Consider the following 25,890-nt stretch of genomic DNA (forward strand, 5'->3'; position numbering starts at 1 on the left):
CTATTCGGGAGAGTCGGCGGTCATCCGCTCGCGCGCCTCGCGCACCGCGTCCAATTCCGCCTCAAGCGCGGCGGAGGAAGCGGCATCGGCGGCGGCTTCGAGATCGGCGACGCGGGTGCGCTCGGCCTCCGACCAATTGCTGCGGTCGTAGGCGGCATCTTCATACGCCATCGCGGCATCGACGGCCTCACCCGCGGCGTCGGCGGCCGCTCCTGCCGCGTCGGCGGCTTCGGCTGCGGCGTCGGACGCAGCGGCGTCCCAATCGTCGGTCATCGCGTCGGCTTCGGCGGGCATCGCCGCTTCCTCGATCGGCGCCGCCCACATGTCGCGCTGATCCTTCAGCACCTTTACGTCGACCTTCATCAACCGCGCGAGCGAGGCGAGCTCGGCGTCGGACAGATCGGCGAGCTGCCTTTCCTTCGGCAGGTCCTTCATATCCTTTTCGATCTGCGGGGCGCGATCGATGAATTTGGTGACCAGCGGCGGCATCGCCTTGATCAGCGCCAGCATCACTTCGGGATCGGCCTGCGCCGCCATCCATTCATTGGCATAGACGGTTCCCGACGGGGTGGAGAGAAAGGTATTGACGTCGGTGAGCTGCGCCGCGGTGAACTTGCGAGCATAGGCCTTGGCCATCCCGGCGCGCATCGGCGGTTCCATGTCGCCGAGCACTTCGCTGATCAGCGGCTTGACGACCCGGGTGATCTGCTCTTCGCGCGCCTTGCGGTGCGGATCGAAGACGTCGGCGATCTTGGCCTTGGTCGCGGCGTCGAGCGCCGACACCTGTTCGCTGTCGACGCCGGTCTTGATCGAGATCATCAGGTCGGACTCGCCGCCCATCTGGCCCATCAGCACCTCGAACATCTTGCCGTACAGATTGTCCATCATCCGCTCGAGGCTGCCCGCCGGCACGAGCGCCGCGGTCGTCGTCTGCGCGAGCGTCAGGCGCGCGGGATCGATCGGCGGCAGGTTGCCGGTGTCAAACATCTTTTCGATCATCGCGACGGCCTGATCCATCTCGCGCTGCATCTTCGCCTTGGCGTCGGCGGCGGCGGCTTCGCTGTCGACCGGGGCCGCTTCGTCGGCGGCGACCATGTCTGCTGCGGGCGCTTCATCCTGTGCGGCCACGGCGGGCAGCGGTGCGATCGCCATCGTGCCGGCGAGCAGCAGATATTTCCAATTCGACATGTCGTACATCCTTCCCCTGTTGGTCATGCCGCCTTCTTTTCGCCTTTCGACCGGGCTTTCAACCATTTCGACATCTGCTCGCTGACATCGCGGCCGTCGCGGATGCCCCACACGACCAGGCTGGCGCCGCGGACGATGTCGCCGGCGGCGAACACGCCGGGCAGACTGGTCATCATCGTCTGGTGATCGACGCGCAAAGTGCCCCAGCGCGTGACCGAAAGCTCAGGCGCGCCGAACAAATTGGGCAGCTCTTCGGGATCGAAGCCGAGCGCCTTGATCACCATGTCGGCGGGAAGGTCGAACTGGCGGCCGGGATCGCGCTCGGGACTGCGCCGCCCGCTCGCGTCGGGCGCGCCGAGGCGCATGCCGGCGACCGCGACTTGCTTGACATGGGTGTCGGCGGTGAAGCTGGCGGGCGCCGACAGCCAGACGAACTCGACGCCTTCTTCTTCGGCATTCGCGACCTCGCGCTGCGACCCCGGCATATTGTCGCGGTCGCGGCGATAGAGGCATTTCACCGATTTCGCGCCTTGGCGCACCGCGGTGCGGACGCAGTCCATCGCGGTGTCGCCGCCGCCGATGACGACGACGTGCTTGCCCTCGGCGTCGAGGCTGCCATCGTCGAATGCCGGGACGGCGTCGCCGAAGCCCTTGCGGTTCGACGCGACGAGATAGTCGAGCGCCGCGATCACCCCCTGGGCGTCGTTGCCCGGCACGTTGATCTCGCGCGCCTTGTAGACGCCCGTCGCGATCAGCAGCGCCTCGTGCTTCTGGCGCAGCACATCGAGCGTCGCGTCGCCGCCGACCTCGAAGCCGAGGTGGAAGTGGATCCCCCCGGCGGCGAGCCGGTCGATGCGGCGCATTACGACGTCCTTTTCGAGCTTGAAGCCCGGAATGCCATAGGTCAGCAGCCCGCCGGCGCGATCATGCCGGTCATAGACATGCACCTCGTGCCCCTGGACGCGCAGATATTCGGCCGCGGTCAGCCCGGCAGGGCCGGCGCCGATGATGCCGACCGACTGGCCGGTCGCGCGGCCGGGGACGAGCGGCTCGACCCAGCCCTCGGTCCACGCGGTGTCGGTGATATATTTCTCGACACTGCCGATCGTCACCGCGCCATGGCCCGAAAATTCGATGACGCAATTGCCTTCGCAGAGGCGGTCCTGCGGGCAGATGCGGCCGCAGATTTCGGGCATCGTCGAGGTCGCGTTGCTCAGCTCATAGGCTTCGCGCAGCCGCCCCTCGGCGGTCAGGCGCAGCCAGTCGGGGATATGGTTGTGGAGCGGGCAATGGACTGAGCAATAGGGGACGCCGCATTGCGAGCAGCGCGCCGCCTGCTCATCGGCGTCGGGCGCTGCATAGCGCTCGGCGATCTCGCGGAAGTCCTGCGCGCGCTCGGCGGCAGTGCGCTTGTCCGGATAATGTTGTTCGCGCTCCACGAACTGGAGCATGCGATCGGCAGCCATGCAGATTCCCCTTCCGAGCGGGGGCGATGGCATGGCGAACGCCGCGCTGTCACGCAGGAATTGCGGTTTAGGGAAGTGTTACTGACCTTTATTCAATCCATATCGCGCCTCACGACGGACGGCGCGCAACAATCTTTCGTAAATGGTAAAATATCGGCCCTATCTGGCGGCGAGCCAGATCAGCGCGACCCCGCCCAGTATGATGCGATACCAGGCGAAGGGCGCAAATCCGAAGCGGCCGACGATCGCCACCAGCGCTTTCACGACCGCCAGAGCGACGATGAAAGCGACCCCCAGCCCGATCGCGATCGCCGTCAGATCGTCGACCACCAGCACGTCGCGGTCCTTCCACAGCGCATAGACGGTCGCGCCCAGCATCGTCGGCACGGCGAGGAAAAAGCTGAATTCGGCGGCGGTCTTGCGCTCGACCCCCATGAGCAGCGCGCCCATGATCGTCGCGCCCGACCGGCTGACCCCCGGGATCATCGCGATGCACTGAACGATGCCGATGACGACCGCGGTTTTGAGCGGCATCGCCTCGACGCTCTCGACCTTTACCACCTTCACCATCCGCTCGATCGCCAGGATCGCGACCCCGCCGACGATCAGCGCCACCGCGACCGTCGTCGGCGACTGGAGCAATGCGCGAATGGCTTCATAGGCGACCGCGCCGATCAGCATCGCGGGCAGAAAGCCGATCAGGATGTTGCGCGTGAAGGCGACCGCCTCGGGGTCGGCGCGGAGCAGCCCCATGCCGACATTCCAGAACCGCTGGCGATAAGCGACGAGCACGGCGAGGATCGCGCCAAGCTGGATCGAAATCTTGAACGCCGCCGATCCCTCGCCGGTGAAACCCAGCAGTTCGGCGGCAAGGATCAGGTGGCCGGTCGACGACACCGGCAGAAATTCGGTCAGCCCTTCGATGATGCCGAGCAGGATGATGGTCGCAAGATCGTGCATGATGGGTCCTGGGGTTGGCACCCCGGCGCTCCGGCAATCCGGTGGCCGGGCGAGGGCAGGGCGGGGCTGGCCGGGGTCAGGCGGGCTTGCGCACCGCAAAGCGGCCATGACGGCGATATTGCACCAGCCAGTCGTCGGCGACCGCCGCCAGCGACGTCGGTGCGACACCCAGGTCGGCGAGCCCGGCGGCGTCGGCGGCGACGACATTGTCGCTCTGCAGCATCAGCCACTGGTCCTTGGTGATCGGCGCGCCGGGCGCCCAGCCAAACCCGCTGGCGAGCGCCGATGCCGCCACATCGGGAACTTCGACGAACAGCGGCGAGCGGCCGATCGCATCGGCGATCCAGCGCTGGAGCGCCGCCATCGTCAGCACCTGCGGTCCGCCGAGCTCGAACGTCCGGCCGGCGGCATCGGCGCCGAGCGCCGCGAAGACGGCCTCGGCGACGTCGCCGACATAGACCGGCTGGAACTTGCTGTCCGGCGCGATGACCGGAATCACCGGCGACAGGCGGATCATCGCGGCGAAGCGGTTGATGAACTGATCCTCGCGGCCAAAGACGATCGAGGGGCGCAGGATCGCGGCGGCGGGAAAGGCATCGCGCACCGCGGCTTCGCCGTCGCCCTTGCTGCGGCCATAGGTCGACGGGCTGGCGCGATCGGCGCCGATCGCCGAGACATGGACCAGCGCGCGGGCACCCGCCGCGCTGGCTGCCGCCGCGACATGGCCGGCGCCGTCGGCCTGCACCGCCTGCATATTGTCGAACGCGCCGACCAGGTTGACCACCGCATCGCTTCCCGCGACCGCGCGCGCGATGCTGGCCGGGTCGCGGACGTCGGCGGCGACGAACTGGGTCTGCCCCAGCCCGCCGAGCGGTTTCAGAAAGGTCGCCGCGCGCGGTGCACGCTGCGCCACCCGGACCCGCGCCCCCCGCGCCAGCAGCCGCTGCACGACATAGCGGCCGAGAAAGCCGCCGCCGCCCAGCACCGTGATCAATTGTCCATCGAGTTTTTGCATCGTGTCGCCTGCCGCCGATTCTGTCGTGGCGCCCACGGCGCCGCTTGCGACCCCATGCCGCGAACCACGCATCGGGGCAAGGGGCGGTGAGGGCGATGGCGACGCGAAACCGTCACTTCGCGACAAAATTGCAGCGAATTTCCGCTGCGCGGTTGACAAGCCAATCGCCCCGCCGCTAAGCGCCCGCTCCTACCCCGTGCCCAGATGGCGGAATTGGTAGACGCACCAGCTTCAGGTGCTGGCGATCGCAAGGTCGTGGAGGTTCGAGTCCTCTTCTGGGCACCAGGGACCTCATCTCGAGGGGTCCGAAAATACCTGAAAAATCATCTGAAATCTGCCATTTCTTATTGGTGGCCGTTTCGCGAGGTCTGAGCGCACGGGCCCCAGATGACGACGCCATCGCTCCTCAACGATAGCGGCCAGTCGAGCCATGACGCGATCGGGAGATCACTCGCGCATCCCGATCCTAAGGCAATCCGCGATATTTACGATCGGGGCCGCTATGGGAGAAGCGTGTCGCTACGCACCAGTGGTGAAGCGACTATCTCGATCGCCTTCGGGATCGCGCAGACTTTGCGCAGCATTATAAGCATCAGGATCGCGCTGCGATGCGACGATAGCGAACTCTCGCCAGCCGCAGCATCGATCCGCCATTTTGACCCGCGCTGGAAATGAGCCGTCCTTCACCTTGCGATACAAGGCGGCTCTGGCTGAGACCGATATGATCGAGCGAATATGCGGGACAGCCAATCGAGCGGTTTAAGCCCCACGTTTTTCGCAGAAGCGCCCGGAGCAATGTCAAGCGCCTGGGCGTCGACCGCGAGGCCGTGGAAGTGATGCTGAACCATGTCGACATCTCCCGGTGCGCGTAAGGTTGTGGGTGTCGCTGACGAGCTCGAGATTGGGGAAATGGGTGCCTCGCTAGAAAGCACGTAACGATGCGCGAATTCGGGAAGACAAAACCGACCCAGGACTTTTCATCGACTTAGTTGCGGCGACGGCGTTCTTAATCGGTGAGCGACGCTGCCTGGTTGTAATTGGGCGGAAGCGCCTGGCGACACAGCGCTTCGACGCGCGCCCATTGTGACCGACGGATCGCGTCCAGGCTGTCAGGATTGATCACCGGAATTGCGACAATCGCCATTGCCAATTGTTCAGCCCAGTGCGCACGCAAAGGTATGACGAGCTGTGAAGGGTCGCGGCGTTTGATCAGATTTGCGATTGTTGCTCCGCGCGTGTCGTGCGCCCCTGTAGGGATCCCGGTCTGCTTTGGCGACAGGCCGCCGTTCAACCTGACCTGGTGGGCCATCACGCGCGAGCCGTCGAGCGGCACAAGCTCTAGATAGTCGTGATCCTCCGAAGCGAATGAAAAGTCGGCGAGGATGGGCGCGTCGAGCCGATGCTGCTGCTGCAAATCGCGATGTCCCCGCGTCGCCGATCGATCAATCAGATCGCGCGTCACCGCGTCACGCACATCGATGACGGTAGCGGTGATACCGGCCATCGATCCGGTGGTCGATCCCGAACCCGCGCTATTCGATCCCCGCTCCGTCAACACCCGCAATATTGGCAGCGAAGACTGGACGAGGTCGAGGTATAGCTGGCCGGGATCGATCAGCGCGACATCGCCGACAATAGTTTCGGGATCGTCATCGCGCACGATGTAGTGCCTGTCCCAGGATTTGACGATCGCGCTTTCCCACAGCGGCAACAATTGCGGGCACGCGCGATCGATCAGCAGCAGTTCGGGCGTCGCCCCGGCGAAGCGATCGTCCTCGACGACCAAAGTCAGTCGAGCCTGTGGGCGACGCTTGAGCAGCGCCAAAGCCACCATGCATCCGAACACGCCGTCAACAGCGACGGTCAGTTCCTCGCAACCCTTCGCTTCACTCACGCTTTGGCCGGCCTGCGTTGGCCGCGGCAGGCGGCGCTCCACGCCGTGTGCGCCAGGGTTGCCGACGCCAACCGAGCCATCTCCTTAACCCCTCTTTAGCCTTCCGCGATTAAACGGGCGCTACCAGCAAAGGATCAAATATGCGACGCATTCTGACGATCTCGCTTATGGCCTTGGGCGGCTTTTCATCGGCAACAAGTCACGCCATGGAACTCGGTTATGAATCCGCGGGGACGATCAACGTCACCGTAATCATCCCCCCGCTCGGCGAAGCTGTGAACGCTCAGGAACAGGGTGCGACCGGACTTTGGTCGATCTTGAATGGCAATGACGGCCTGATGATCAATGCGCCGGCCAACGTCGGCGGCGAGGACAATCTGGTTGTCGATTTGTTTTCCGCCGATGATTCGCAACTTCAGATACGTTCGTTCGCCGGCGATTATGTGGTGACCGGCCAGCCGGCCGATGGTGCGGCCCAGCTTCGCCAAACCCGCCTCGCGTTGCCGCTCGATAACATGGCAATCTGGACCTACAATCCGCTGAACCCGAGGTCGAAACTGTACGTTATTGGGACAGTTTAGCGATTTTCGGAAGCCCGCATTACGCAAATAGCGCGCTTTTTCAGGCTTTTCGGTCTCAGCTATCGATTTGACTCTTTGGGACGTGCACGCCTAAGTCCCGTCCTCGAATCAAAGGGGCCAGTTTTTTGATTCGCGGTGGGGGAGGGGAATGCGCAAATTGCTAGCGCTTGGCGCAATTGGTGCGTGCTTGGCCTTTTCCGGTCTGGCGGCAGCGAACCTGTCGATCAATAAGCTGTGGGTCGAATTCAAAGAAGGCGACCAGGAGCGGAACGACTTGATCGTCCGCAACGATAGCGAAGACCGCTATTATGTGACCATATCCGTCGCGGAGATCCTCAACGCCGGAACCGACGCCGAGACCAAGGTCGCCGAAACCGATCCCGAAAAGCTGGGCCTGCTGGTGACGCCGAGTCAGCTCGTGCTCGAACCGGGCGCGCTGCGATCAATCCGCCTGGTGTCGCTCAACAAGGATTTGGTCAAGGACCGTATCTATCGGGTTCTGGTCGCCCCCCAGGTCGGCGCGATCAAGGCCAGGGGCAATGGCGAGGAATCGCGCGGGATCGCGATTAAGATGCTGGCTGCGTACGACGTTCTCGTGATCGACAAGCCGGTTGGCGCCGCGGCGAACATTCAATCGCAACGGTTCCCCGATCATGTGTCGCTGACCAATGCCGGCAACACCAACATTCTGATCGCCGAAGGATATGTTTGCCCGGCGACAATCGAAAAAGACCCCACAGCCGAAACGTGCCAGCGCTTCGAGGCAAAGCGTCTCTATTCGGGCGGTGAAATGACTTTGGCTTTAAAAGCCCCCACCGACCGCGTCTTCGTGAAAACGAGAACCGGGCCGGCAGCGAATTTTGTAGAACAGATTTTTTGAGGAAACCCCATGTAATTTTGTCAAAAATTATGATGGGTCGCGAATCTTAACTAATTAATAAATGCCACTTTCAGTGGCTCATTCAGAGAAACTGTCTCTGGATGTAGTATCTATTTGACTTTTTTGATTTTCAGATGGTTAATTTTTTTCAATATCTTTGACTCTTTTCGAATCGAAATTTAATAGCTTGTTAAGAATCGGAATTTGCTCTGATTCTTGACTCGATCGACACCGTCGATTCTCAATTTCGATTTGGGGAGAATATTTGTGAAGAAATCAGTATTGTTTGCCGCAGCCGCTCTGGCCGCGGCCGTCGCGATGCCCGCTTCGGCGGCCACCGATGGCGTTCTGTCGGACACCAGCAGCACCGGAACGCTGGACCTGAACGTCCAGATCGTCCCGATGGTCAGCATCCGTGGTCTCGACGACCTGAGCATGACCATCAACGCCGCAACCATCGGTTCGAACTTCGGCAGCACCAGCGCCATTTCGCAGTTCTGCGTATATTCGAACGCCGATGCGCTTGGCACCTACAAGGTGTCGGTGAACGGCACCAACGGCGATGGCCTGGGCAATCCCTATGGTCTGACCGGCGCGGCCACCGGCACGCAGCTCAACCACACGGTCGGCTATTATGACGCCGCAACCTACAACTCGATCGCTGCGACGTTCATGCGTCCCAACGTCCAGAAGACGATGGAAAACACGCGCGCCAGCCAGGCACGTGCGACCGATCTCGACTGCACCAACGCCGGCGGCCAGAACTCGTCGCTGCGCGTGACGGTCCGCAACACCAACGCTCTTGCGGCGCTGGCTGATACCTACACCGGCACGCTGTCGGTCGTGGTCGCCGTACCCTGACGGAAAAATGGAAAAGGGCGAGAATCATTTCTCGCCCTTTTTCAACAGATTGGCCTTTGGGAGGGGGCGCGGGGCAATGAACCGGCGATTTTATCTGGCGATTTTTTGTGCGCTGGCGGTGGCTGGATCTCCGGCGGCAGCCCAGCGCCCGGACGCTGGCTCTCAGTCGCCCGCCGCCGCAATCTATATCAAGAAAAAGAATGTCGGGATGCTGCGCTGGTTCGGCGTCGGCGACTTGCGGTCGAAGAACGACCTTTGCATTCTCAGCCAGACCGGTCGCTACCGGTTGCGCATGGAAGTGATGAGCGGCGGGCAGGGCGAGGCCGTCCCCCCGTTCGAGATTTCGTTCAGCACGGCGGCGGGCGATGGCCAGACTCGGCAATCGACCGATGGCAATGTGCTGATCTTTGAAGGCCGCACCGGATCGACTGCGAATTGCGACGGTGCAACCAACGCGACGCTCGAGTTCCGGTTCACGAGCGGTGGCCTGTCGTCGGCCGTCGCCGGTGCCTATATCGAGCGCGTGCAGTTGACGGTTGATCCGGTCTGAGCCTGGCACATTGAAACAGGCTGGTTCCCGTTCGCGTCTGCGACCGCTGCTGTTGCTCGCGACCTGCCTTGGGGGGTCTGCCCTGTTATGCGCGCCGGCGCATGCCGCTATCGCGTACGGCCAAGCCGACGACCAACAGCCCGGTGCTCCGTCGCCCGAAGATGACGTCGTCGTCCCGCAAAGCACGACCTTCGAAACCGAAGCGCCGCCGGGTTTCGGCAATCTCACCGCGCCCGTCGATACGCTGTTCGACACTTTTTACCTCGGCCATCGTCTGGGATCGTTCCGGGCGGTCCTGGACAATGGCTTTATCGCCTTTTCCGAGCCGCAGAAAGTCGCCGAGGCGCTGTCCGGGCGCATCGCGACCGATGCCGTGCGCCGCCTGCTGTCGGCGCCACAACCGATCAACGAGCGTTACCGGTGCTTTCCCGGCCAGACAGCCAATTGCGGCGTCATGCCGCCCGGTGAAGAAGGCCTGATCGTCGATCCCGAGCGCTTCTTCGTCGAACTGTTTTTCAACCCGGAAGACGTGATCCTGCCGCCGACCGATGCGATCATCCTCGGCCCCGCTTCGACCGGCCCGTCGCTGATCCAGACGATCAACTTCTCGGCGGCGACGGCGGGTGGCGAGAGCTCGCGGGTGCGGTTCGGGGCCACGCTCGATACGGCGGCCAGCATCGGGCAAACTGCGCTGCTCGCGCGGACGATTGTGGACGATCAGGAGGGCACCCGCCTGCTGGAAGCGACGGGCCAGCACGTCTGGGACAACCGCATCGTGCGCGCCGGCCTGTTCGAGGATTTTTCGACCAAGCTGCTGTCATCCTATCGTCTCGTCGGTGCGGAATTCGGGAGCTTCTACCCCCGCAAGGCTTATGAATCGAGCATCGCGACGCCGATCCAGATCGTGCTGCCGCGCGAAGCCGACGTCGAGCTTCGCCGCAAGGGCGCGCTGATCTCGGTCCGTCATTACGCGGCGGGCGCCCAGATCCTGGATACCTCCGGGCTTCCCGAAGGCTCCTATCCGATCGACATCGTCGCCCGGTCGGGCGGCGCGATCGTCTTTCAGGACGTGCGCTCCTTCACCAAGGCGCAGGGCCTGCCGCTCGAAAACAAAACCGAATTCAGTGTGCGAGCAGGCTTTTACGCGCCCGATACGTTCATCGGCAACGGCGTCATCCGCAACGAACCCTTCCTGCCCCGGCTCCAGAACACGCCGGTCGTGGGGGCACGGGCCAGGCGGCGTGTCGGCCAGACCAGCGCCATCGATGTCAGCCTGCTGCATATCGATGGCGGCAGTTTTGCCGAGGTCAATCTGACCACAATTCAGGGGAACTTACAGGGGCTGGTCACTGCCGCGGTCGGCGACAACGGCTCCTATGGTGCGTTGGCGACCGGCGGCCTGACGATCCAGAACATCCGCTTTTCGCTGACCGCGCGCTATGTGAAATCCGAACTTGACGGTTTCCAGCTGGCGAATGTGGGCGACTATCGGCCGTTCGCGCGTTCAGAAAAAAGCGTCTTTGGCACAGCACAGCTGCCCGTGCTTGGCGGCGCACTGAGCGTGTCGGGCGGCTATACGAGCTTTGCCGCCGGGCAGGACGATTATAGCGCCGACATTCGCTACACGCGCACGATCGGCGTGGGTTCCTACCGGCCGTTGCTGTCGATCTATGGGCGCACGTCGAACCGCGAAACGCGGATAGGGGGTACGCTCAGCTTCCTTTTCGGCCTTGATCGCCGGACCAATGCCTCGGTACGCGGCGGTGCCGAATATGTCCCGCGCGCCCGCGGGCAAACGCGCGAGGGCTTTTCCCCGGTTCTCGATGCCACCCTTTCGCGGTCGGACCGGATTGCGGGGGCGGACGTCGTCAACCAGATCGGCGTGTCGACTAATGCCGACACCGACCGCGCCTTCGCCAGTACCGACGTGCGCGCGTCGTTCGGTCAGTTCGATGCGACCGCCCAATATCAGACCATCCCCGGCGGCAGCAGTTTCTCGTCCATCTTTGCCAATGGCCGCACCGGCTTTGCTTTTGGCGGCGGGAAATTCAAGCTCGGTCTGGCGGACGTCGGCCAGGCGATCATCCTGTCCGACATTGCGATCGACGACGACGACCTTCTTTTGAAGGACGGAACGTCCGACAGCGGGTATCGGATCAAGGTGAACCGCCAGCCGTTCGACCGGATCAAGCCCGGCCAAACATCGGCGGTTGGCGTCGCGCCTTATGACGAATATGAAGTCGAGCTCGAGGCGGAGAATGCGCCGCCGTACGACATCGACACATCGATCCAGCGCGTCACGCTGTATCCGGGCAATGTCGCTTACTTCAAATATGAAGCCAGAAACGCCTTCGCCCTTTACGGGCGCGTCGTCGATGGCGACGGAAAACCGCAGCCCAATGTGACGCTGCGCTCGGGGTCCGATACGACCTCGTCGGACACGAACGGCTATTTCCTGCTTTCAGTGACGCGCGGCGAGGCGATTGCCCTCGACGAAATTGGCGGTGGCAGCTGCAAAAAAATCCCTGTCGATGCGCTGATCGAGGGACAAGGCCGGAAAAAACTTTATCGCGTTGGCGATCTTGCCTGCGCCGTCGGCGCGGCCGACACGGGCGACAAGCCAGTCGCCGATCCCGCCCAGGCGGCGCCGCCCGCAAAGAAAAAGACGATCAGCGACAACCGGCAGGCCGACGTGGTCGGGGTTGCGCTCGCGCCCGATGCGCGGCCGCTGGAAATGGCTATGGGCGTGGTGACCTCGTCCGACGATGCCGATTTCGGCGAGCGGATGCTGTTCACCAACGGAACGGGACGGTTCGGAATCGCCGGGCTCTCGCCGGGCAAAAGCTACGCCGTCCATTTCGCCGATGCCGGCGTAACCCTGTGCCTCGACGTGCCGCGTGACGCGACCGGTTTGGTCGACCTCGGATCGGAAAGGACCGTCAAATGCCGGTCGTAGGAATTCCAACCGCAACGGCAGGGTCGCCACGATCGTCGCAGCGCGCAAGGTGGTCGATATCCGACATGACCAGTCGCGTCCGACTCTGGTACGGCAACGCAGCGATTCCAGCGCCTTACCCAAGTTGGTCTTTCGCCGACCGCTTGTGCCATGCCGGGACCCTAAACTTTTTCAGGTTGGCCAGCGGGTTGGATTCGCAGTTTAACAAGATATTAACAACTTCAACGAGTCGCAGATCTCTCTACGCAACAGCGGGAGATAAACAACGCCAGTTGTGGTTGGTCCTTGGGGAGGGCGGTTTGACTCGTGTTTTCGTGATTTGTGCCATCTTGATGGCGGGGGGCGTTTTGACCCCGGTCTCGGCGCGTGCGCAAGATCTGGTGCATGAGCCGATCAGTCCGACGTTCGGCGGAAATCCATTCAACTCCAACCATATCCTGGGCACCGCAAACGCGCAGAACGACTATCGCGATCCGCGAGCGACCAATTCGTCTTCGCAGGCCGACATTTTTGCGCGGCAGTTGCAGTCGCGATTGCTGTCGGCGCTGTCGTCGCAGATCGTCGACGCGATTTTCGGTGAAAACCCGCAGGAGAGCGGCACCATCAGTTTCGGTGGCCAGACGATCACCTTCTTTCGCTCGCTCGATTCGGTCACCCTGGTCATCACCAACGACGAGACTGGCGAAGAAACCCGCATCGTCGTTCCGCTGTTTGTCGAGGTTCCCTGATGCGCAAGGCTTTCCGATCCGGTTTGCTGGCGCTTTCGGCGCTCGGGCTGAGCGGGTGCATGTCGGTCACCAAGGACGGGCGCGACCTGTTCGCGCCGAGCGACAGCCTCGCCTATTTTCCCAAGAAGACCCAGACGCAGGTTCTGCTCAACGACCTTCCCGCCCCGCAGCGTCAGGTCGCCGTGGCGGTCTATGGCTTCACCGACCAGACCGGACAGTTCAAGCCGACCGAAGCGGGGCAGACGCTGTCGCGCGCGGTGACGCAGGGTGCCAGCTCGATGCTGGTCAAGGCGTTGCAGGAGGCTGGCAGCCGGAAGTGGTTCACGATCGTCGAGCGCGAACGGCTCGATAATCTGCTCAAGGAGCGCCAGATCATCACCGAGATGCGCAAGCGCTATCTCGGCGAGGAAGAACCAGACCGCCGCGCCCTGCCGGCGCTGCTCTTTGCCGGTGTGCTGCTGGAGGGCGGGATCGTCGGCTACGACACGAACACCGTCACCGGCGGGGCCGGCGCAGCCTTTCTGGGCATCGGGGCGCGCACCGAATATCGTCAGGATACGGTGACCGTGTATTTGCGTGCGGTGTCGGTGCGGACAGGCGAAGTCCTGACGACGGTGACCGCCTCGAAGACGATCGCATCGCAGGCGCTCGGAGCCAGCGCCTATCGGTTCGTAGCCTTCAAGGAGCTGCTCGAAGCCGAATGGGGCATCACGAGCAACGAGCCCGATCAGGTCGCGCTGCAACAGGCCGTCGAAAAGGCCGTGTACGGCCTGATCATGGAGGGCGTCGAGCTGGATCTGTGGAAATTCGAGGACATGGCCGGCGCGGAGCCGATGCGAACCTATTACCGCAAAGAGCGGGACGGACAGTATGACGCGAGAGATCTGCAAAACGCCTTTGAGAAGGCGGGCTCGCTGTCGGCACTAAAAGTTAAAGAGGAAAAGAAAAGGGAGAGCGGAGGATCCTGAATACCTGACCAATGGGGCCCGCAATTTTCTCCGGTGGTCCCCGGAATTATAAGTCTTCGGAGATGAAAGCACGCAAAGAAGCGGTAACTTCAATGCGTGCGAGTATAGGCTGCGATAACCTGTGTGAAGCTCGGCGTCTTCTGCGCCGTGGCGTGTCGGTTATCGCCTTTTTGAAAAGGTGATGCAACCATGAAGAAAATGACCATTCTAGCAAGCGTGTCGGCCGCCGCATTGATGATCGGTGCTCCGGCAATCGCACAAAGCAACCAGTCGACGGTGACCCAGAGCGGCACCGACCAGACGGCCACGGTCGATCAGAACGGCGCCAACGACCTGTCGACGGTTACCCAGACCAATGCCGACAACGTCGTCGACGTCAACCAGACCGGCGGACTCGGCGGCACCTCGAACGTCAATCAGTCGGGCGCGGGCAACAGCGCCACGCTCAACCAGACCGACGATGGCAGCGACCTTTATGGTGCCGGCTTCGTGCCGCCGAGCTCGGTGTCCGACATCATCCAGTCGGGCGACGACAATGCGGCGACCGTGTCGCAGACCACCCAGACCCAGCTGTTCGCGAACACTTCGACCGTCAACCAGTCGGGCGATCGCAACGACGCGACGGTAACCCAGTTCGACGACGAACAAAGCTCGACGATCAACCAGACGTCGAACGATAACATCGCAAGTGTCACGCAGGGTCAGGATTTGCCGGCATCGGACACGACGTTCAACAATGACTCGACGATCAACCAGGGTGGGGGTGATTTCAACTCCGCCACGGTTTCGCAGACCAGCTTCGACAACAGCAGCAACGTCAACCAGCAGGGCACCGCGAACTCGGCGACGGTCGACCAGTCGGGTTCCGGCAACCTCTCGGATGTCGACCAGCTGGGCAGCAATGCCGCCGCTTCCGTCGATCAGAGCGGCGCCGATAACAGCTCCATCATCCTGCAGCAGGATGATGCCGGCGGCGAAACCAACGTCGACCAGTCGGGCGACTCGAACGACGCGTCGGTGACGCAGAATTCGGTCGATTCACTGGCCAACGTCAACCAGTCGGGCAACGATAACGCCGCCACCCTGACTCAGGGCCGCAGCGCCGGCAACGCCTTCCAGACCAACAGTCAGGAAGCGCGCATCGATCAGTCGGGCGACGGCAACCGCACCACGGCGAGCCAGTCGGGCTCGTCGGGTGACCTCAATGTCGACCAGAGCGGCAACACCAATACGGCCGACGTCGACCAGTCTGGTTTCGACAACTCGGCCGGTAATGACGCCGCGCTCGTGGGCATCGACCAGTCGGGCGACCTCAATGAAGCGTTTGTGACCCAGTCGGGCCAGCTGTCGGACGCCTTCATCTCGCAGGTTGGCGATGGCAACTTCGCCACCGTGTCGCAGTCGATCAGCAACGCACCGAACCCCGCAGGTGGTCCGGACCCGCGCGTCGCGACGGCGGATATCAGCCAGATCGGCAATAACAACGACAGCAGCATCGTGCAGTTCGGCGGCAGCGCCGCGATCTCGGCTCGCCTGATGGATGCCACCAACGTTCAGGGCGGCTCGGACAATGTGAGCACGATCAGCCAGACCAACACGCTGGCTGCCGGTGCGTCGTCGGGCAACACCGCGTTCGTCTCGCAGGGCGGCGACAACAACGATTCGTTCGTCACCCAGGACGGCGCATCGTTGGACGCCGATGTCCTCCAGTCGGGTTCGGACAATGTGTCGACGATCCTGCAAAGCGGCACCGGCAACAGCGCGTCGGTCTCGCAGTTCTCGAACGGCAATGACTCGTCGGTCACGCAGTCGGGTTCGGGGCATTCCGCAACCGTGACGCAGGGCGGCGCGAGCCCCCTCTAAAGAATATCGACCGGCGTCGCTCGTGCGAGCGGCGCCGGTCTATTCTTGAAACAGGAGATTCATTATGAACAAGAGAGTCCTGGCAGGCGCATCGGCGCTCGCTATCGCAATCGCCGCTTCGGCGCCGGCCTTGGGCCAGAATAACGACAGCGTCGTCACCCAGGCCGGTGCTGCGCAGACCGCCACAGTCGACCAGTCCGGATCGGGCAACGACGCGGTGCTCAACCAGGGCGTGACCGAGGCCGGCGTGACCGTTTCGGGCAGCGCAGGCAATCGCGCGCTGATCGATCAGGATGGCACCAACAGCGACGCCACCATCACCCAGACGGGCAGCGAAAACGGGATCGATTCGACCGCGACCCCGGCGACCCGCATCGTCCAGGCCGCGACCGCCGACAATTCGTCGGGCGAGATCACCCAGACGGGCAACGGCGGCCGCGCGATCGTCGAGCAGGCCGGCGACAACAGCACCGCGCTGATCGAGCAGAACAGCGGATCGCGCGCGCGCATCGTCCAGACGGAAACCTCGGACGGCGCGAACTCGTCGATCCTGCAGACGGGCAACAATACGTCGACCTATGCCACCAACCTGCAGAGCGGCGGCGCCAACCAGTCGGTCATCATCCAGACCGGACCCAGCCTGCGCGCGGACGTCGTCCAGGCCGGCAGCAACATGTCCGGCGTGACCCAGATCGGGCAGAGCAACGCCGCGTCGGTGAACCAGAACGGCACCGACAATGATTCGCAGGTCGACCAATATGGGCGCGACAATGAAGTCGATGCCGAAGTCGGCGGAGTCGATGGCGACCTGGTGTTCGACACCGCGCTTTCGGAAACCGGCGTCGTCCAGAACGGCAGCCGCAACACTTCGTCGGTAACGCAAAGCGTTGCAGGCGAAACCATCCACACGCCCTATTCCACGGCGCAGAACGCGCTGGTGGACCAGAATGGCGACGACAATGACTCGCTCATTGTCCAGGACGGCAGTTTTGCAAGCGCCGCCGTGAGCCAGACCGGCAACGGCAACAGCTCGACCATCGACGCGCAGATGTATGACGGCGGCAACCTCACGACCTTCGCCAACGCGGTGGTTACCCAGCAGGGTGACGGCAACGTCAGCGACGTCAGCCAGACGGCGGCCCCGTCGGACGCCAATGTCTACCAGAACGGTGAAGGCAATGTCTCCGACGTCGCCCAGTCGGGCGGCGGAGCGGTCGCCAATGTCGACCAGCTCGGTGACGACAACAGCTCCGAGGTTGCACAGAGCGATGCGGCGTCGGCCACCGTGTTGCAGACGAGCGACGACAACACGTCGCGCGTCACGCAGAGCGGCGCGGCCAGCGCGAGCGTCACCCAGACCGGCGGCGCCAATACGCTCGGCTCGCGGAACTGGGACGGTGTCTCGCTTCCGGTGTCGGCGGCCGGCGAAGCCTTTGCGAACAACGTCTCGCTGATCGACCAGTCGGCCGATGGCGCTTCGGCGACGGTCGGGCAGAACGGCATTCTCAACCGTTCGAACATCGTGCAAAGTGCCGAAGCCAGCGCCGATGTGTCGCAGGCAGGCGTGTACAACACGTCGGTCATCGACCAGAGCGGCACCGGATCGGCCATCGTCGACCAGAGCGGTTCGCATGCGCGCAATGCGTCGCTGATCGCACAGTCGGGCAGCGACAGCTCGGCGACGGTCACGCAGGACGGTTCGAACCTCGCGCCCCCTGCCAATGCCCCGACGAACGTGTCCTACGTCGATCAGAGCGGCGCGGGTAACTCCGCCAGCCTGTTCCAGTCGGGCGACGAAAACCTGTCCAACATCGATCAGTCGGGGAGCGCTACCGCGGCCGTCGTTGCACAGACGGGGACCAACCTGACCTCGACGGTGGACCAGAGCGGCAGCCTCGCACTGGCGGAAGTCGATCAGTCGGGCGACAGCAATGGATCGACGGTCACCCAGACCGGTCTGTTCAATGCCGCAAACGTCACCCAGTCGGGCAGCGACAATACGTCGACCGTGACGCAGACGTCGTCGATCCTGAGCGGCGCCATCGTCGATCAGTCGGGCAGCGGCAACACCTCGACGATCGCCCAGGGCGCCATCGGCGGTCATCAGGCGAATGTCCTGCAGACCGGCAATGACAATGTGTCCGACATCGATCAGGCGGGCCTCGGCAACGATGCCGGCGCTTATGTCGATGAAAATGCCGTTGGTGTTCGCCAGGCCGGCAACAGCGGCGGGTCGGTGATCCGGCAGCGCGGCAGCTTCCAGTCGGCGTTTGTCGAACAGCTGAGCACGAGCGAACTGTCCACGTCGGAGATCGACCAAGGCGGCACCTTTGGTTCGGGACACAGCGCGAGCGTGACCCAGGCCGGTCTGCAGGATGACAGCTATATCATCCAGCGCGGCATCGGCGGCACCGCCACGGTTTCGCAGTCGGGCGAGCTGAACACGTCGAACATCGATCAGTCCGGTCTTGGCCAGATCGCGTCGGTGACCCAGTCCGGCATCGGCGGATCGTCGGAGATCGAACAGAGCGGCAGCGACAATGAGGCGACGCTTTTGCAATCCGGGTCGGGCAATGAATCCTTCATTACCCAGAGCGGCAGCAGCAACGTCGCCGACGTAACCCAGACGGGTGCCAATGCGATCAGCATGGTCAACCAGATGGGCAGCAACAACAATGCTGTTGTGACCCAGGGGCCGAGCGGCCTTTAATCGACGGGCCGGGCTGCCTTTATCGGAAGGCAGCCCGGAATCCGCCGCGCGGCTCCACTTCGGAGCGGCGCGGCTTTCGTGATAACGCGAGGACGGAGTATGACGATGCGGCGCACAAGGACCGGTTACCTGTTGACAGCCATCGCTGCGCTGCTGCTCGCTGTCGTCCCCGCCCACGCCAAGAACGACAAGACGCCTCCGGGCGATCCGTGCGGCAACGGCCCCGGCAACGGAACCGGCAATCCGTGCGGCGGCAACAACGGCAACAACGGGGCGAACGGCAACGCAGGCGGCAATGGCGGCAATGCGCCGCCGATCGCCGAAATCCCGTCCGCCGACGACCGCGGCGCGTTCATCAACCAGATCGGTTCGACGAACCAGGCCACCATCACTCAGGACGGCAGTGACCCCTACGCGCGGATCGCGCAGAACGGCGAAGATAACCGGGCGGACGTCCGCCAGCGCGACGCCGGCAATCATTATGCTGAAGTGGGTCAGACGGGTGATGGCAATCTGGCGGATATTCTGCAGCGAGGAAGCGGCAATAATGTGCTAGGCCTGCTCCAGATGGGGAGCGCGAACCAGGCGAACGTGATCCAGCGTAACGATGGCGCGACCTATAATGCAGCGGCGATCGGCCAGACGGGCCAGGCCAATTCGCTGTTGCTGGTTCAGGATGGGCAGGACAATCAGGCGCGCCTGACCCAGAATGGGGACGGCAATGCGATGTCGGCGATCCAGACCGGCGACGCCAACCGCCTTGCGTGGACGCAGGACGGGAACGGACTTTCGGACTTGCAGATCCAGCAGGACGGCGGCTCGACGCTGCAGATTACACAGACGAACGGTCCGGGCGGGGGGTAGTTGAGAGGTAAGTGGTTATGATCGGCTATATCGCAGCGCTCATGCTGATGGGACAGCCTGCCACGGTTTCGGTCGAGCAACTCGATCAGGGCCGGTCCGGCGACGCCTTGGCGCCATTGGAACAGGTCTCGCGTGGCGCCGATTCGGCCTTTCTGGACCAGGACGAAGGCCCCGGCCGCGACTCCGCTGAACTGCCCCAGATCTCGGCTGCCGATACTGAAGTTTCGCTGGGCCGCGTCAACGGCATCGATCGGTGCAGCGCGGAATTATTGTCTGGAAAGGACGCCGATTATTGCCGTTATCGCCTGGAAAACCGGTCCGCTGAGTTTTCTTCGCGCCTGACCGTTCCGCTGACGGCCGAACAGAAGCTTCTGGGTGAACGGCTGACAGCGTTGCGCGGCACAGACATCGAAGGCGCTGCCCGCGCGTCGGGGGCCAATGTATCGGCGGAGGACAGGGACCTTCAGGCGCTCGCGTCGATCACCCTCACCGACACGGGCGCGCAGCCCCCCGCCGACGGCAACGGGACGGACGCCGACGGACTGTCGACCGAAACGCAGGCGCTTCTCGATGCGATCGTCGCGCGCCTCGCCAACCCGCGGGGCGACTGATCGTGGTCGCTACGTCAGGCGCAACCCTTTTGATGATATTGGCATCCTTGATGAACCCACCATCGCCGGAAAATGCGCTGTCGCTCGAGGTCGATCATGATGGCGACCGTGTCGAAGCAAGGCTGATCGCCCATTCAAAGGTGGCGCAACGCGTGAGCTACGATCTCGTGATGTCGGGTCAATCGACGAGCCGGCACCATGCCGAAACGTCGCTTGCGCCTGATCGGCGCGCCGTCGTTTCGACGATGCGCATGACGGTCGGCGATCGATGGTGTGTCAGGGTGGCAGTGGAAGAAGGCGACGGTCGCCAGTATGAGCTCCGTGAAGGCGAATGCTGAGAATATCGGGGGAAAGGATAGTGCGCAGATTACGCTCGGCTTTTCGAGCATTGCCGGCGATTTGCCCGCGGGCGAAGATGGCCCGGCATTGGTCGGCGAGGCCGACATGATCCCGACCTTCGCCACAATCCTGATCGTCGACGACCATCCCATCGCCCACGCCGGTCTGAAACTGCTGTTTTCCGCTCACGCGCGTTACGACGTCGTCGGAGCTTTGCGGAACGGCGGGGATGTTGCCAGCTACCTGGCCGAAAATCCGGTCGATATCGTGATCCTCGATCTCAATCTGCCCGATGTTCGCGGCGTCAGCGTGCTGGCCGAAATCGTGGGTGCGCGCGACATGACGGTCGTTATCCTGACCGGCGAAAATAATATTGCAGAGATCGACTACGCCCTCAAACTCGGGGCCCGGGCCGTCGTCAGCAAATCCGACCCTTCAAGCGAGATTTTGGCTGCTTGCGATGCGGCGCTGGCGGGCGAAATCTACATTTCGCCCAAAATAGCGGAGGGGCTGGGAAGCAAGACGCAGTCGCCAGTGTCGCTGTCTTCGCGGCAAATGGCGATCCTTCATTATCTCGAACAAGGGCATCGCAACAAGGAAATCGGCTATCGCCTGTCGATCGCGCCGCCCACGGTGTCCTTTCATATCGCCGAGCTCCGAAAAAAACTCGGCGTCGATAATAATCTCAAAATTGTCGATCGTGCGCAGGAGTTGGGGCTGATTTAGTACTGGCCGGTTGTCGATGCTGCGGTCAGGCGGCCCCGACCAACATTGACCAACCCGATGACCGATATCTTCGCCGCTCTATCGGGCAGCGATGGCTTGTCGTCTATTTGATCGGGCCGAAGCAGCGCCCCGGCGCGCAGCATTCATCCCCACCGGCTCAGCCGGACGAACAGCGCGGTGCCCAGGCCCATGGTGATCATCGCCGCAGCGGACAGGATGAACACGGCCGAGATCGGCGCCGGCCGTTCGACCAGAATTGCGCCGCCGATGACGATGACCGCGAGCCGCAGCGCCTGGGCAACGATCGCGCCGCCGACGCGGCCCGCGCCTTGGGAGGCGAAATAGAGGCAAAGCCCGAGGCCGAAGAATGCGAATCCGAACGCTGCGATGCGCAAATAGGCGTAAGCGGTGTCGCGGACGTCGGGGACGCTGGTAAACAGATCGACCCACAGCCAGGGGAACGAGCCGGCGACCAGGCCGAGGAGTCCGAGCGCGGTCGCCGCGACGCCGCCCGCCGTCCAGGCGATCTTTCGCGCGCGATCGAGGTTCGCAGCGCCGATCGCGGTCCCGACCATCGGCACCGATGCGACTCCGACGGAAAAGGCGATCGGGATCAGCAGGAACTCAAGCCGCACGCCGATGCCATAACCGGCGAGCGCTTGCGGCCCGAAGCGCGCCACGAGTCCCGTGAGCACCAGGATCGCGGCAACCGACAACAAAGGAGACAGCATCGCCACCGCGCCGATGCGCAGGATGTCCATGAAGCGCTCGATCGACAACAATCCCCGCGCAAAGCGTAACCGAAGGCGGACGTCGCCCGACCTCAGGTGCCTCAGGAGAAAAACCCCGGCGAGCGAGAAAGCCACGAGTTGACCCGCGGCAACGCCCGCCATGCCAAGGCGAGGAAACGGTCCCAAGCCGAGCCCAAGCACCCCACCCACGATGACCTGCCCGAAGCCGGCAGCAAGCAGCGTCGCCGCGGGGATGACCATGTTTCCTGAGCCGCGGGCGATCGACGCGAGCGTGTTCGTCAGCCAGATTCCCACGATAGCCCAAGCCGCGACGTTGGAAAATGCGAGCGCTTGCGCGAGCACCGCGCCCGCGCCGCCCAGGGCGCGGTACACAGCCGGACCAAAAGCCAGCACGGCGGCGGTGAACACGATCCCGAATATGGCCGCGATGACGAACGAGCAGAGCGCCAGCGCCTGGGCCCGATCGCGGTCGCCGGCACCGAGCGCGCGGCTCACGGCGCCCGACACCGTGCCGCCCATCGCGCCGGCGGACAGCATCTGCATCAGCATGAAGATGGGGAAGGCGAGCGCGATGCCGCCCAGCGAGGCGACGCCGAGCGAACCCACATACACCGTCTCGGCGATAGAAACGACCGCGGCGGAACATAGCGCGATCAGGTTCGGCAAGGTCAGCCGCAGCAATGTCGGCAGGATCGGGCCGGACAGCAGCATTTCGCCCCGTATGTCGGTCGCCGTCGGCGCGGTCAGTCCGGCGGCACCGGTAACGGATATCACCTGCAAAGGGGACGTGGCCGAAGCAAGCAGCATATTGTCGCCATCCGTCGGGCGTGCTTCGGGAACGTCCGTGGCCGCGCCATCCGCGCTCACAGGCCAAGCTTTTCGATGATCGCGCGGGAGCAGTCGCGCAGGATCGCGTCGGACTGGGCCCCAGGGCCGAGCGCCCGCGCCAGACTGACGGCGCCCACCATCTGCGCCACCACCGTTATCGCATCCGTCTCAGGTGTCGTGCGCCCCAGACGGGACAAGGCCTGTTCGATGCGCCCCGTCATCCGGTTCAGGCCGACGATGAAGTTTTCACGGGCGTGCGCCTCGGTTCGGCCGATGTCGGCCGCCAAGGCCGGCAACGGACAGCCGCGATCCGGGCGGTCGCGATGCGATGCCGACAGATAGGTTTGCAGGTACGCTCGCAAAGCCGCGCGGAGGTCTTCGCCCTCGCATGCGGCCAAATCCCCAAGTCCGCCACCGCGATCTGCCGCATCGGCGAACATCTCCGACACGGCTTCGGCGACCAGCGCATCCTTCGAATTGAAATGCGCATAAAACGCACCGTGCGTCAGGCCGGCATCGGACATGACCTGCGCAACCGAAACCTTGTGCGGCCCCTTGGCACGAAGCTGCTGCGCCGCGGCTTTGAGAATGCGGCTTTTGGATACAGCCTTGTGATTCGAACTATATCGCATCCCGCGCTCCTTTATATGATATCTATAATATAATAAGCAGCAGGAGCAAGCGCATTCCGACCGCCTCAGGAAACAGGGCGCCTCGCTGACCATGGGGTAAATCGTGGAAGCTTCCGGCGGCCGACGCCGCGATCCGTCCCCAACCGCCGTCAGAACCGCCGGCAAAATCTTTCCGCGAGGTCGCTTGTTTTCGTGCGCCGGCGCTGTTAATGGCGCGCCTCGTTGCCGCTTTAGCTCAGTTGGTAGAGCACATCATTCGTAATGATGGGGTCACAGGTTCGAGTCCTGTAAGCGGCACCATTTTCCTCCGCAAAATTTATCCCACCCGCGCCGCGCCGATACGATCGGCATGGCCATTGCCGCGCGGCGGGCTATATCGCCTGGGGTCCGCGTCGCGGGCGCAGGCGAAAGGACAGGCGATGGATTTCTCCCGGCTTCAGGCATCGAGCAAGATCGGCGACGATTGGGTCTATCCGCAGCCGCCGCTGCGGGCGAGCGGCTGGCTGGACGTCGAGGACGACAGCGCACGCGCGCCGCGCCACCGCATCTATTGGGAAGAGTATGGCGATGCCACGGGGGAACCGGTGATGTTTCTTCACGGCGGCCCCGGCGGCGCCTGTTCGCCGGCGATGGCGCGCTTCTGCGATCCCGCGCGCTACCGGATCATCCTGTTCGATCAGCGCGGCTGCGGCAAAAGCGAGCCGAACGTTGCCGCGGCGGGGCCGGCCGCGGCACTGGCGCGCAACACCACCGCCGACCTGATAGCGGATATCGAACGGCTGCGCGATCACCTCGGCATCACCGGTGCGATGCACGTGTTCGGGGGCAGCTGGGGCAGCACGCTGGCGATGGCCTATGCCATCGACTTTCCGGCGCACTGCGCGAGCCTGATCCTGCGCGGCATCTTCCTCGGCGCGCCCGAGGATCTGCTGTATCTTTATCAGGGCAATGCCGCGACGTGGCACGCCGACCCGTTCGGCCTGACCGCCCCCGGCGCCTATATCCACTATCCCGACGAATGGCGGGCGTTGCTCGAAATCCTGACCGTCGACGAACGCCGCGACGTGATGGCGTCGTACAAGGCGATCTTCGACATGGTGCCCGCCACCGCCGCCGAAACGGAGCGCCAGCGCGCGGCGGCGCTCGCCTGGTCGGTGTGGGAAGGGGTGATATCGAACATGATCCCCGAGCCCGGCGATGCGGGCAAGTTCGCCGAGGCCGATTTCGCGCTCTGCTTCGCGCAGATCGAGGCGCATTATTTCGCCAACGCGCTGTTTCTGCCCCCCGATCACCTGCTCGGCCATGCGGACATCCTGGCGTCGATCCCGGTCCATATCGTCCACGGCCGTTTCGATCAGGTGTGCCCGCTGACCCAGGCGTCGCGGCTCGTCGCGGCGCTGGCCGCGGCGGGCGCCAGGCCGGCGAGCTTCGTCGTCACCAACGCCGGGCACAGCGCGATGGAGCGCGACAATGCGCTGGCGCTGACCGCGATCATGGACGGCTTGCCACCGCTGGCGGCGCGATCAGGCTAGGCGGGGCAGGGCACGACCGCGGCAACGTCGCCCGGCGCGACGATCCGGTCATATTCGGCAACGATTTCGGCGAGGATCGATACCGCCAGCGTTGCGGGATGGCGCGTCGCGGCGATCAGCCCGACCGGGCCGCGCAGCCGCGCCGCCGCCTGCGCACCCGCGGGCGTCGCCGCCAGCGCGGCAAGCCGGCGACGGTGCGTTCGCATGCTGCCGACGGCGCCGAAATAAAAGCTCGCGTGCGCCAGCATCGGCGCCAGCAGCGCCTCTTCCCAGTCGCGGTCGTGGAAAAGGAACACGAATGCCGTCCACGCGTCGCCCGCTATCGCCGGCGGCGCGGTGCGGATCGGCAGCGGATGCGCATCGAGGCCGCGTTCGGCCAGCCGCGCGCGTTCGCGGTCGTCGGGGGTGAACAGCGCGACCTCGGCGCCGAACGTCGCGGCCAGCGTCGCCAGCGCGGTCAGATCCTCGCCCTGGCCGAGCGCGACGATCCGCAGCGCCGGGGCATAGGCGATGTGAAAGGCGTCGTCCGCCCAGCCGGAGTGCAGCGCGTCGGACCGGTCGATGCCGCGCTGCGACAGCGCGAGCGCCGCCATGCCGCGCGCCGCGACCACCGCCAGCGCCTCGGCGATCAAATCGGGATCGGCGCGCGGGTGGAAGAACAGGTCGATACCGCCGCCGCACGGCAGCCGGATGTCGAGATAGGGCGACCCGGCGCCGAAGCGGACGAGGCGAGGCGCGCCGGCGGCAAGCACATCGAGCGCCTCGGCGACGACCGCCGTCTCGATGCACCCGCCCGACAGCGATCCCGCATAGCGGCCGTCGGCGCACACCGCCATCTGGGCGCCGATCGCGCGCGGAGACGAGCCTTCGATGCCAGCCAGCGTGACGAGGACGCAATCCAGCCCCTCGTCGGCGCGCGCGGCAAGAAAGCGTAGGATGTCGATCGGGCCGGTTGCTATCATCGCCATCCTGCGCTCAGTGGGGGC

23 protein-coding genes and 2 tRNA genes are annotated in these 25,890 nt (G+C 63.9%); 16 read left to right on the forward strand and 9 right to left on the reverse strand.

Annotated elements, in window-relative coordinates:
- The 4 genes from HEQ22_RS05160 to HEQ22_RS05175 form a co-directional block, all read right to left on the reverse strand.
- Positions 1-1,215, reverse strand: a complete 1,215-nt coding sequence (locus HEQ22_RS05160; RefSeq protein ID WP_432770129.1) for a DUF2059 domain-containing protein — start codon at positions 1,213-1,215, stop codon at positions 1-3.
- On the reverse strand, positions 1,212-2,654 hold the full coding sequence (locus HEQ22_RS05165) for an NAD(P)-dependent oxidoreductase (RefSeq protein WP_432770130.1): 1,443 nt from the start codon (positions 2,652-2,654) through the stop codon (positions 1,212-1,214). The genes HEQ22_RS05160 and HEQ22_RS05165 overlap by 4 nt, the downstream gene beginning before the upstream one ends.
- Positions 2,655-2,813: 159 nt before the next feature.
- A complete protein-coding gene (locus HEQ22_RS05170; RefSeq protein WP_432770816.1) occupies positions 2,814-3,617 on the reverse strand; it encodes an undecaprenyl-diphosphate phosphatase in 804 nt (267 codons plus the stop codon).
- 73 nt (positions 3,618-3,690) lie between these two features.
- On the reverse strand, positions 3,691-4,629 hold the full coding sequence (locus HEQ22_RS05175) for a complex I NDUFA9 subunit family protein (RefSeq protein ID WP_432770131.1): 939 nt from the start codon (positions 4,627-4,629) through the stop codon (positions 3,691-3,693).
- A gap of 198 nt (positions 4,630-4,827) precedes the next feature.
- Between HEQ22_RS05175 and HEQ22_RS05180 the strand changes: the two genes are divergently transcribed.
- Positions 4,828-4,914: transfer RNA gene (locus tag HEQ22_RS05180), tRNA-Leu, on the forward strand.
- Positions 4,915-5,148: 234 nt separating this feature from the next.
- On the opposite strand, the gene HEQ22_RS05185 is transcribed toward HEQ22_RS05180, so the two are convergent.
- Together HEQ22_RS05185 and HEQ22_RS05190 are read right to left on the reverse strand one after the other, a co-directional pair.
- A complete protein-coding gene (locus HEQ22_RS05185) occupies positions 5,149-5,316 on the reverse strand; it encodes a hypothetical protein (protein WP_432770817.1) in 168 nt (55 codons plus the stop codon).
- A 319-nt stretch (positions 5,317-5,635) separates the two neighbouring features.
- Positions 5,636-6,565 carry a hypothetical protein gene (locus tag HEQ22_RS05190; protein WP_432770132.1) on the reverse strand — a complete coding sequence of 310 codons (930 nt, stop codon included), beginning with the start codon at positions 6,563-6,565 and terminating at the stop codon, positions 5,636-5,638.
- A gap of 98 nt (positions 6,566-6,663) precedes the next feature.
- Here HEQ22_RS05190 and HEQ22_RS05195 point away from each other — a divergent pair, with 98 nt between their 5' ends.
- The 13 genes from HEQ22_RS05195 to HEQ22_RS05255 all read left to right on the forward strand — a co-directional run bounded on the left by HEQ22_RS05195 (position 6,664) and on the right by HEQ22_RS05255 (position 21,160).
- Positions 6,664-7,104, forward strand: a complete 441-nt coding sequence (locus HEQ22_RS05195) for a hypothetical protein (RefSeq protein WP_432770133.1) — start codon at positions 6,664-6,666, stop codon at positions 7,102-7,104.
- A gap of 148 nt (positions 7,105-7,252) precedes the next feature.
- The gene (locus tag HEQ22_RS05200) at positions 7,253-7,984 is read left to right on the forward strand and encodes a fimbrial biogenesis chaperone (protein WP_432770134.1); all 732 of its coding nucleotides are present in this window, start codon (positions 7,253-7,255) and stop codon (positions 7,982-7,984) included.
- A gap of 282 nt (positions 7,985-8,266) precedes the next feature.
- Positions 8,267-8,845, forward strand: a complete 579-nt coding sequence (locus HEQ22_RS05205) for a hypothetical protein (RefSeq protein ID WP_432770135.1) — start codon at positions 8,267-8,269, stop codon at positions 8,843-8,845.
- A 7-nt stretch (positions 8,846-8,852) separates the two neighbouring features.
- Positions 8,853-9,395 (forward strand): hypothetical protein, encoded by a 543-nt coding sequence (locus HEQ22_RS05210; protein WP_432770136.1) that lies wholly within the window; start codon positions 8,853-8,855, stop codon positions 9,393-9,395.
- Positions 9,396-9,405: 10 nt separating this feature from the next.
- Positions 9,406-12,351 carry a TcfC E-set like domain-containing protein gene (locus HEQ22_RS05215; RefSeq protein ID WP_432770137.1) on the forward strand — a complete coding sequence of 982 codons (2,946 nt, stop codon included), beginning with the start codon at positions 9,406-9,408 and terminating at the stop codon, positions 12,349-12,351.
- Between the two features lie 65 nt (positions 12,352-12,416).
- Positions 12,417-13,079: a curli assembly protein CsgF gene (locus HEQ22_RS05220; RefSeq protein WP_432770138.1), complete on the forward strand. Its 663-nt coding sequence runs from the start codon at positions 12,417-12,419 to the stop codon at positions 13,077-13,079.
- Positions 13,079-14,047, forward strand: a complete 969-nt coding sequence (locus HEQ22_RS05225) for a CsgG/HfaB family protein (protein WP_432770139.1) — start codon at positions 13,079-13,081, stop codon at positions 14,045-14,047. Before HEQ22_RS05220 ends, HEQ22_RS05225 begins: the two co-directional genes overlap by 1 nt.
- Before the next feature lie 189 nt (positions 14,048-14,236).
- A complete protein-coding gene (locus HEQ22_RS05230; protein ID WP_432770140.1) occupies positions 14,237-15,910 on the forward strand; it encodes a beta strand repeat-containing protein in 1,674 nt (557 codons plus the stop codon).
- 64 nt (positions 15,911-15,974) lie between these two features.
- Positions 15,975-18,620, forward strand: a complete 2,646-nt coding sequence (locus HEQ22_RS05235) for a beta strand repeat-containing protein (RefSeq protein WP_432770141.1) — start codon at positions 15,975-15,977, stop codon at positions 18,618-18,620.
- A gap of 132 nt (positions 18,621-18,752) precedes the next feature.
- Positions 18,753-19,484 (forward strand): hypothetical protein, encoded by a 732-nt coding sequence (locus HEQ22_RS05240; RefSeq protein ID WP_432770142.1) that lies wholly within the window; start codon positions 18,753-18,755, stop codon positions 19,482-19,484.
- A gap of 17 nt (positions 19,485-19,501) precedes the next feature.
- Positions 19,502-20,095 carry a hypothetical protein gene (locus HEQ22_RS05245; protein WP_432770143.1) on the forward strand — a complete coding sequence of 198 codons (594 nt, stop codon included), beginning with the start codon at positions 19,502-19,504 and terminating at the stop codon, positions 20,093-20,095.
- A gap of 50 nt (positions 20,096-20,145) precedes the next feature.
- Positions 20,146-20,433 carry a curli-like amyloid fiber formation chaperone CsgH gene (csgH, locus tag HEQ22_RS05250; protein ID WP_432770144.1) on the forward strand — a complete coding sequence of 96 codons (288 nt, stop codon included), beginning with the start codon at positions 20,146-20,148 and terminating at the stop codon, positions 20,431-20,433.
- The gene (locus tag HEQ22_RS05255) at positions 20,408-21,160 is read left to right on the forward strand and encodes a response regulator (protein WP_432770145.1); all 753 of its coding nucleotides are present in this window, start codon (positions 20,408-20,410) and stop codon (positions 21,158-21,160) included. Before csgH ends, HEQ22_RS05255 begins: the two co-directional genes overlap by 26 nt.
- A gap of 143 nt (positions 21,161-21,303) precedes the next feature.
- On the opposite strand, the gene HEQ22_RS05260 is transcribed toward HEQ22_RS05255, so the two are convergent.
- Entirely contained in the window at positions 21,304-22,779 is a 1,476-nt protein-coding gene (locus tag HEQ22_RS05260) for an MATE family efflux transporter (protein ID WP_432770146.1), read from the reverse strand.
- Positions 22,776-23,372: a TetR/AcrR family transcriptional regulator gene (locus HEQ22_RS05265; RefSeq protein ID WP_432770147.1), complete on the reverse strand. Its 597-nt coding sequence runs from the start codon at positions 23,370-23,372 to the stop codon at positions 22,776-22,778. Before HEQ22_RS05265 ends, HEQ22_RS05260 begins: the two co-directional genes overlap by 4 nt.
- Before the next feature lie 224 nt (positions 23,373-23,596).
- Between HEQ22_RS05265 and HEQ22_RS05270 the strand changes: the two genes are divergently transcribed.
- Both HEQ22_RS05270 and HEQ22_RS05275 read left to right on the forward strand, forming a co-directional pair.
- A tRNA-Thr gene (locus tag HEQ22_RS05270) sits at positions 23,597-23,672 on the forward strand.
- A gap of 119 nt (positions 23,673-23,791) precedes the next feature.
- The gene (locus tag HEQ22_RS05275) at positions 23,792-24,904 is read left to right on the forward strand and encodes an alpha/beta fold hydrolase (RefSeq protein ID WP_432770148.1); all 1,113 of its coding nucleotides are present in this window, start codon (positions 23,792-23,794) and stop codon (positions 24,902-24,904) included.
- Here HEQ22_RS05275 and HEQ22_RS05280 read toward each other — a convergent pair.
- Positions 24,901-25,872, reverse strand: a complete 972-nt coding sequence (locus HEQ22_RS05280; RefSeq protein ID WP_432770149.1) for an XdhC family protein — start codon at positions 25,870-25,872, stop codon at positions 24,901-24,903. The two genes, HEQ22_RS05275 and HEQ22_RS05280, sit on opposite strands and share 4 nt — an antisense overlap.
- Between the last annotated feature and the right edge of the window lie 18 nt (positions 25,873-25,890).

The organism is Sphingopyxis sp., from assembly GCF_050916055.1.
GTDB lineage: Bacteria > Pseudomonadota > Alphaproteobacteria > Sphingomonadales > Sphingomonadaceae > Sphingopyxis.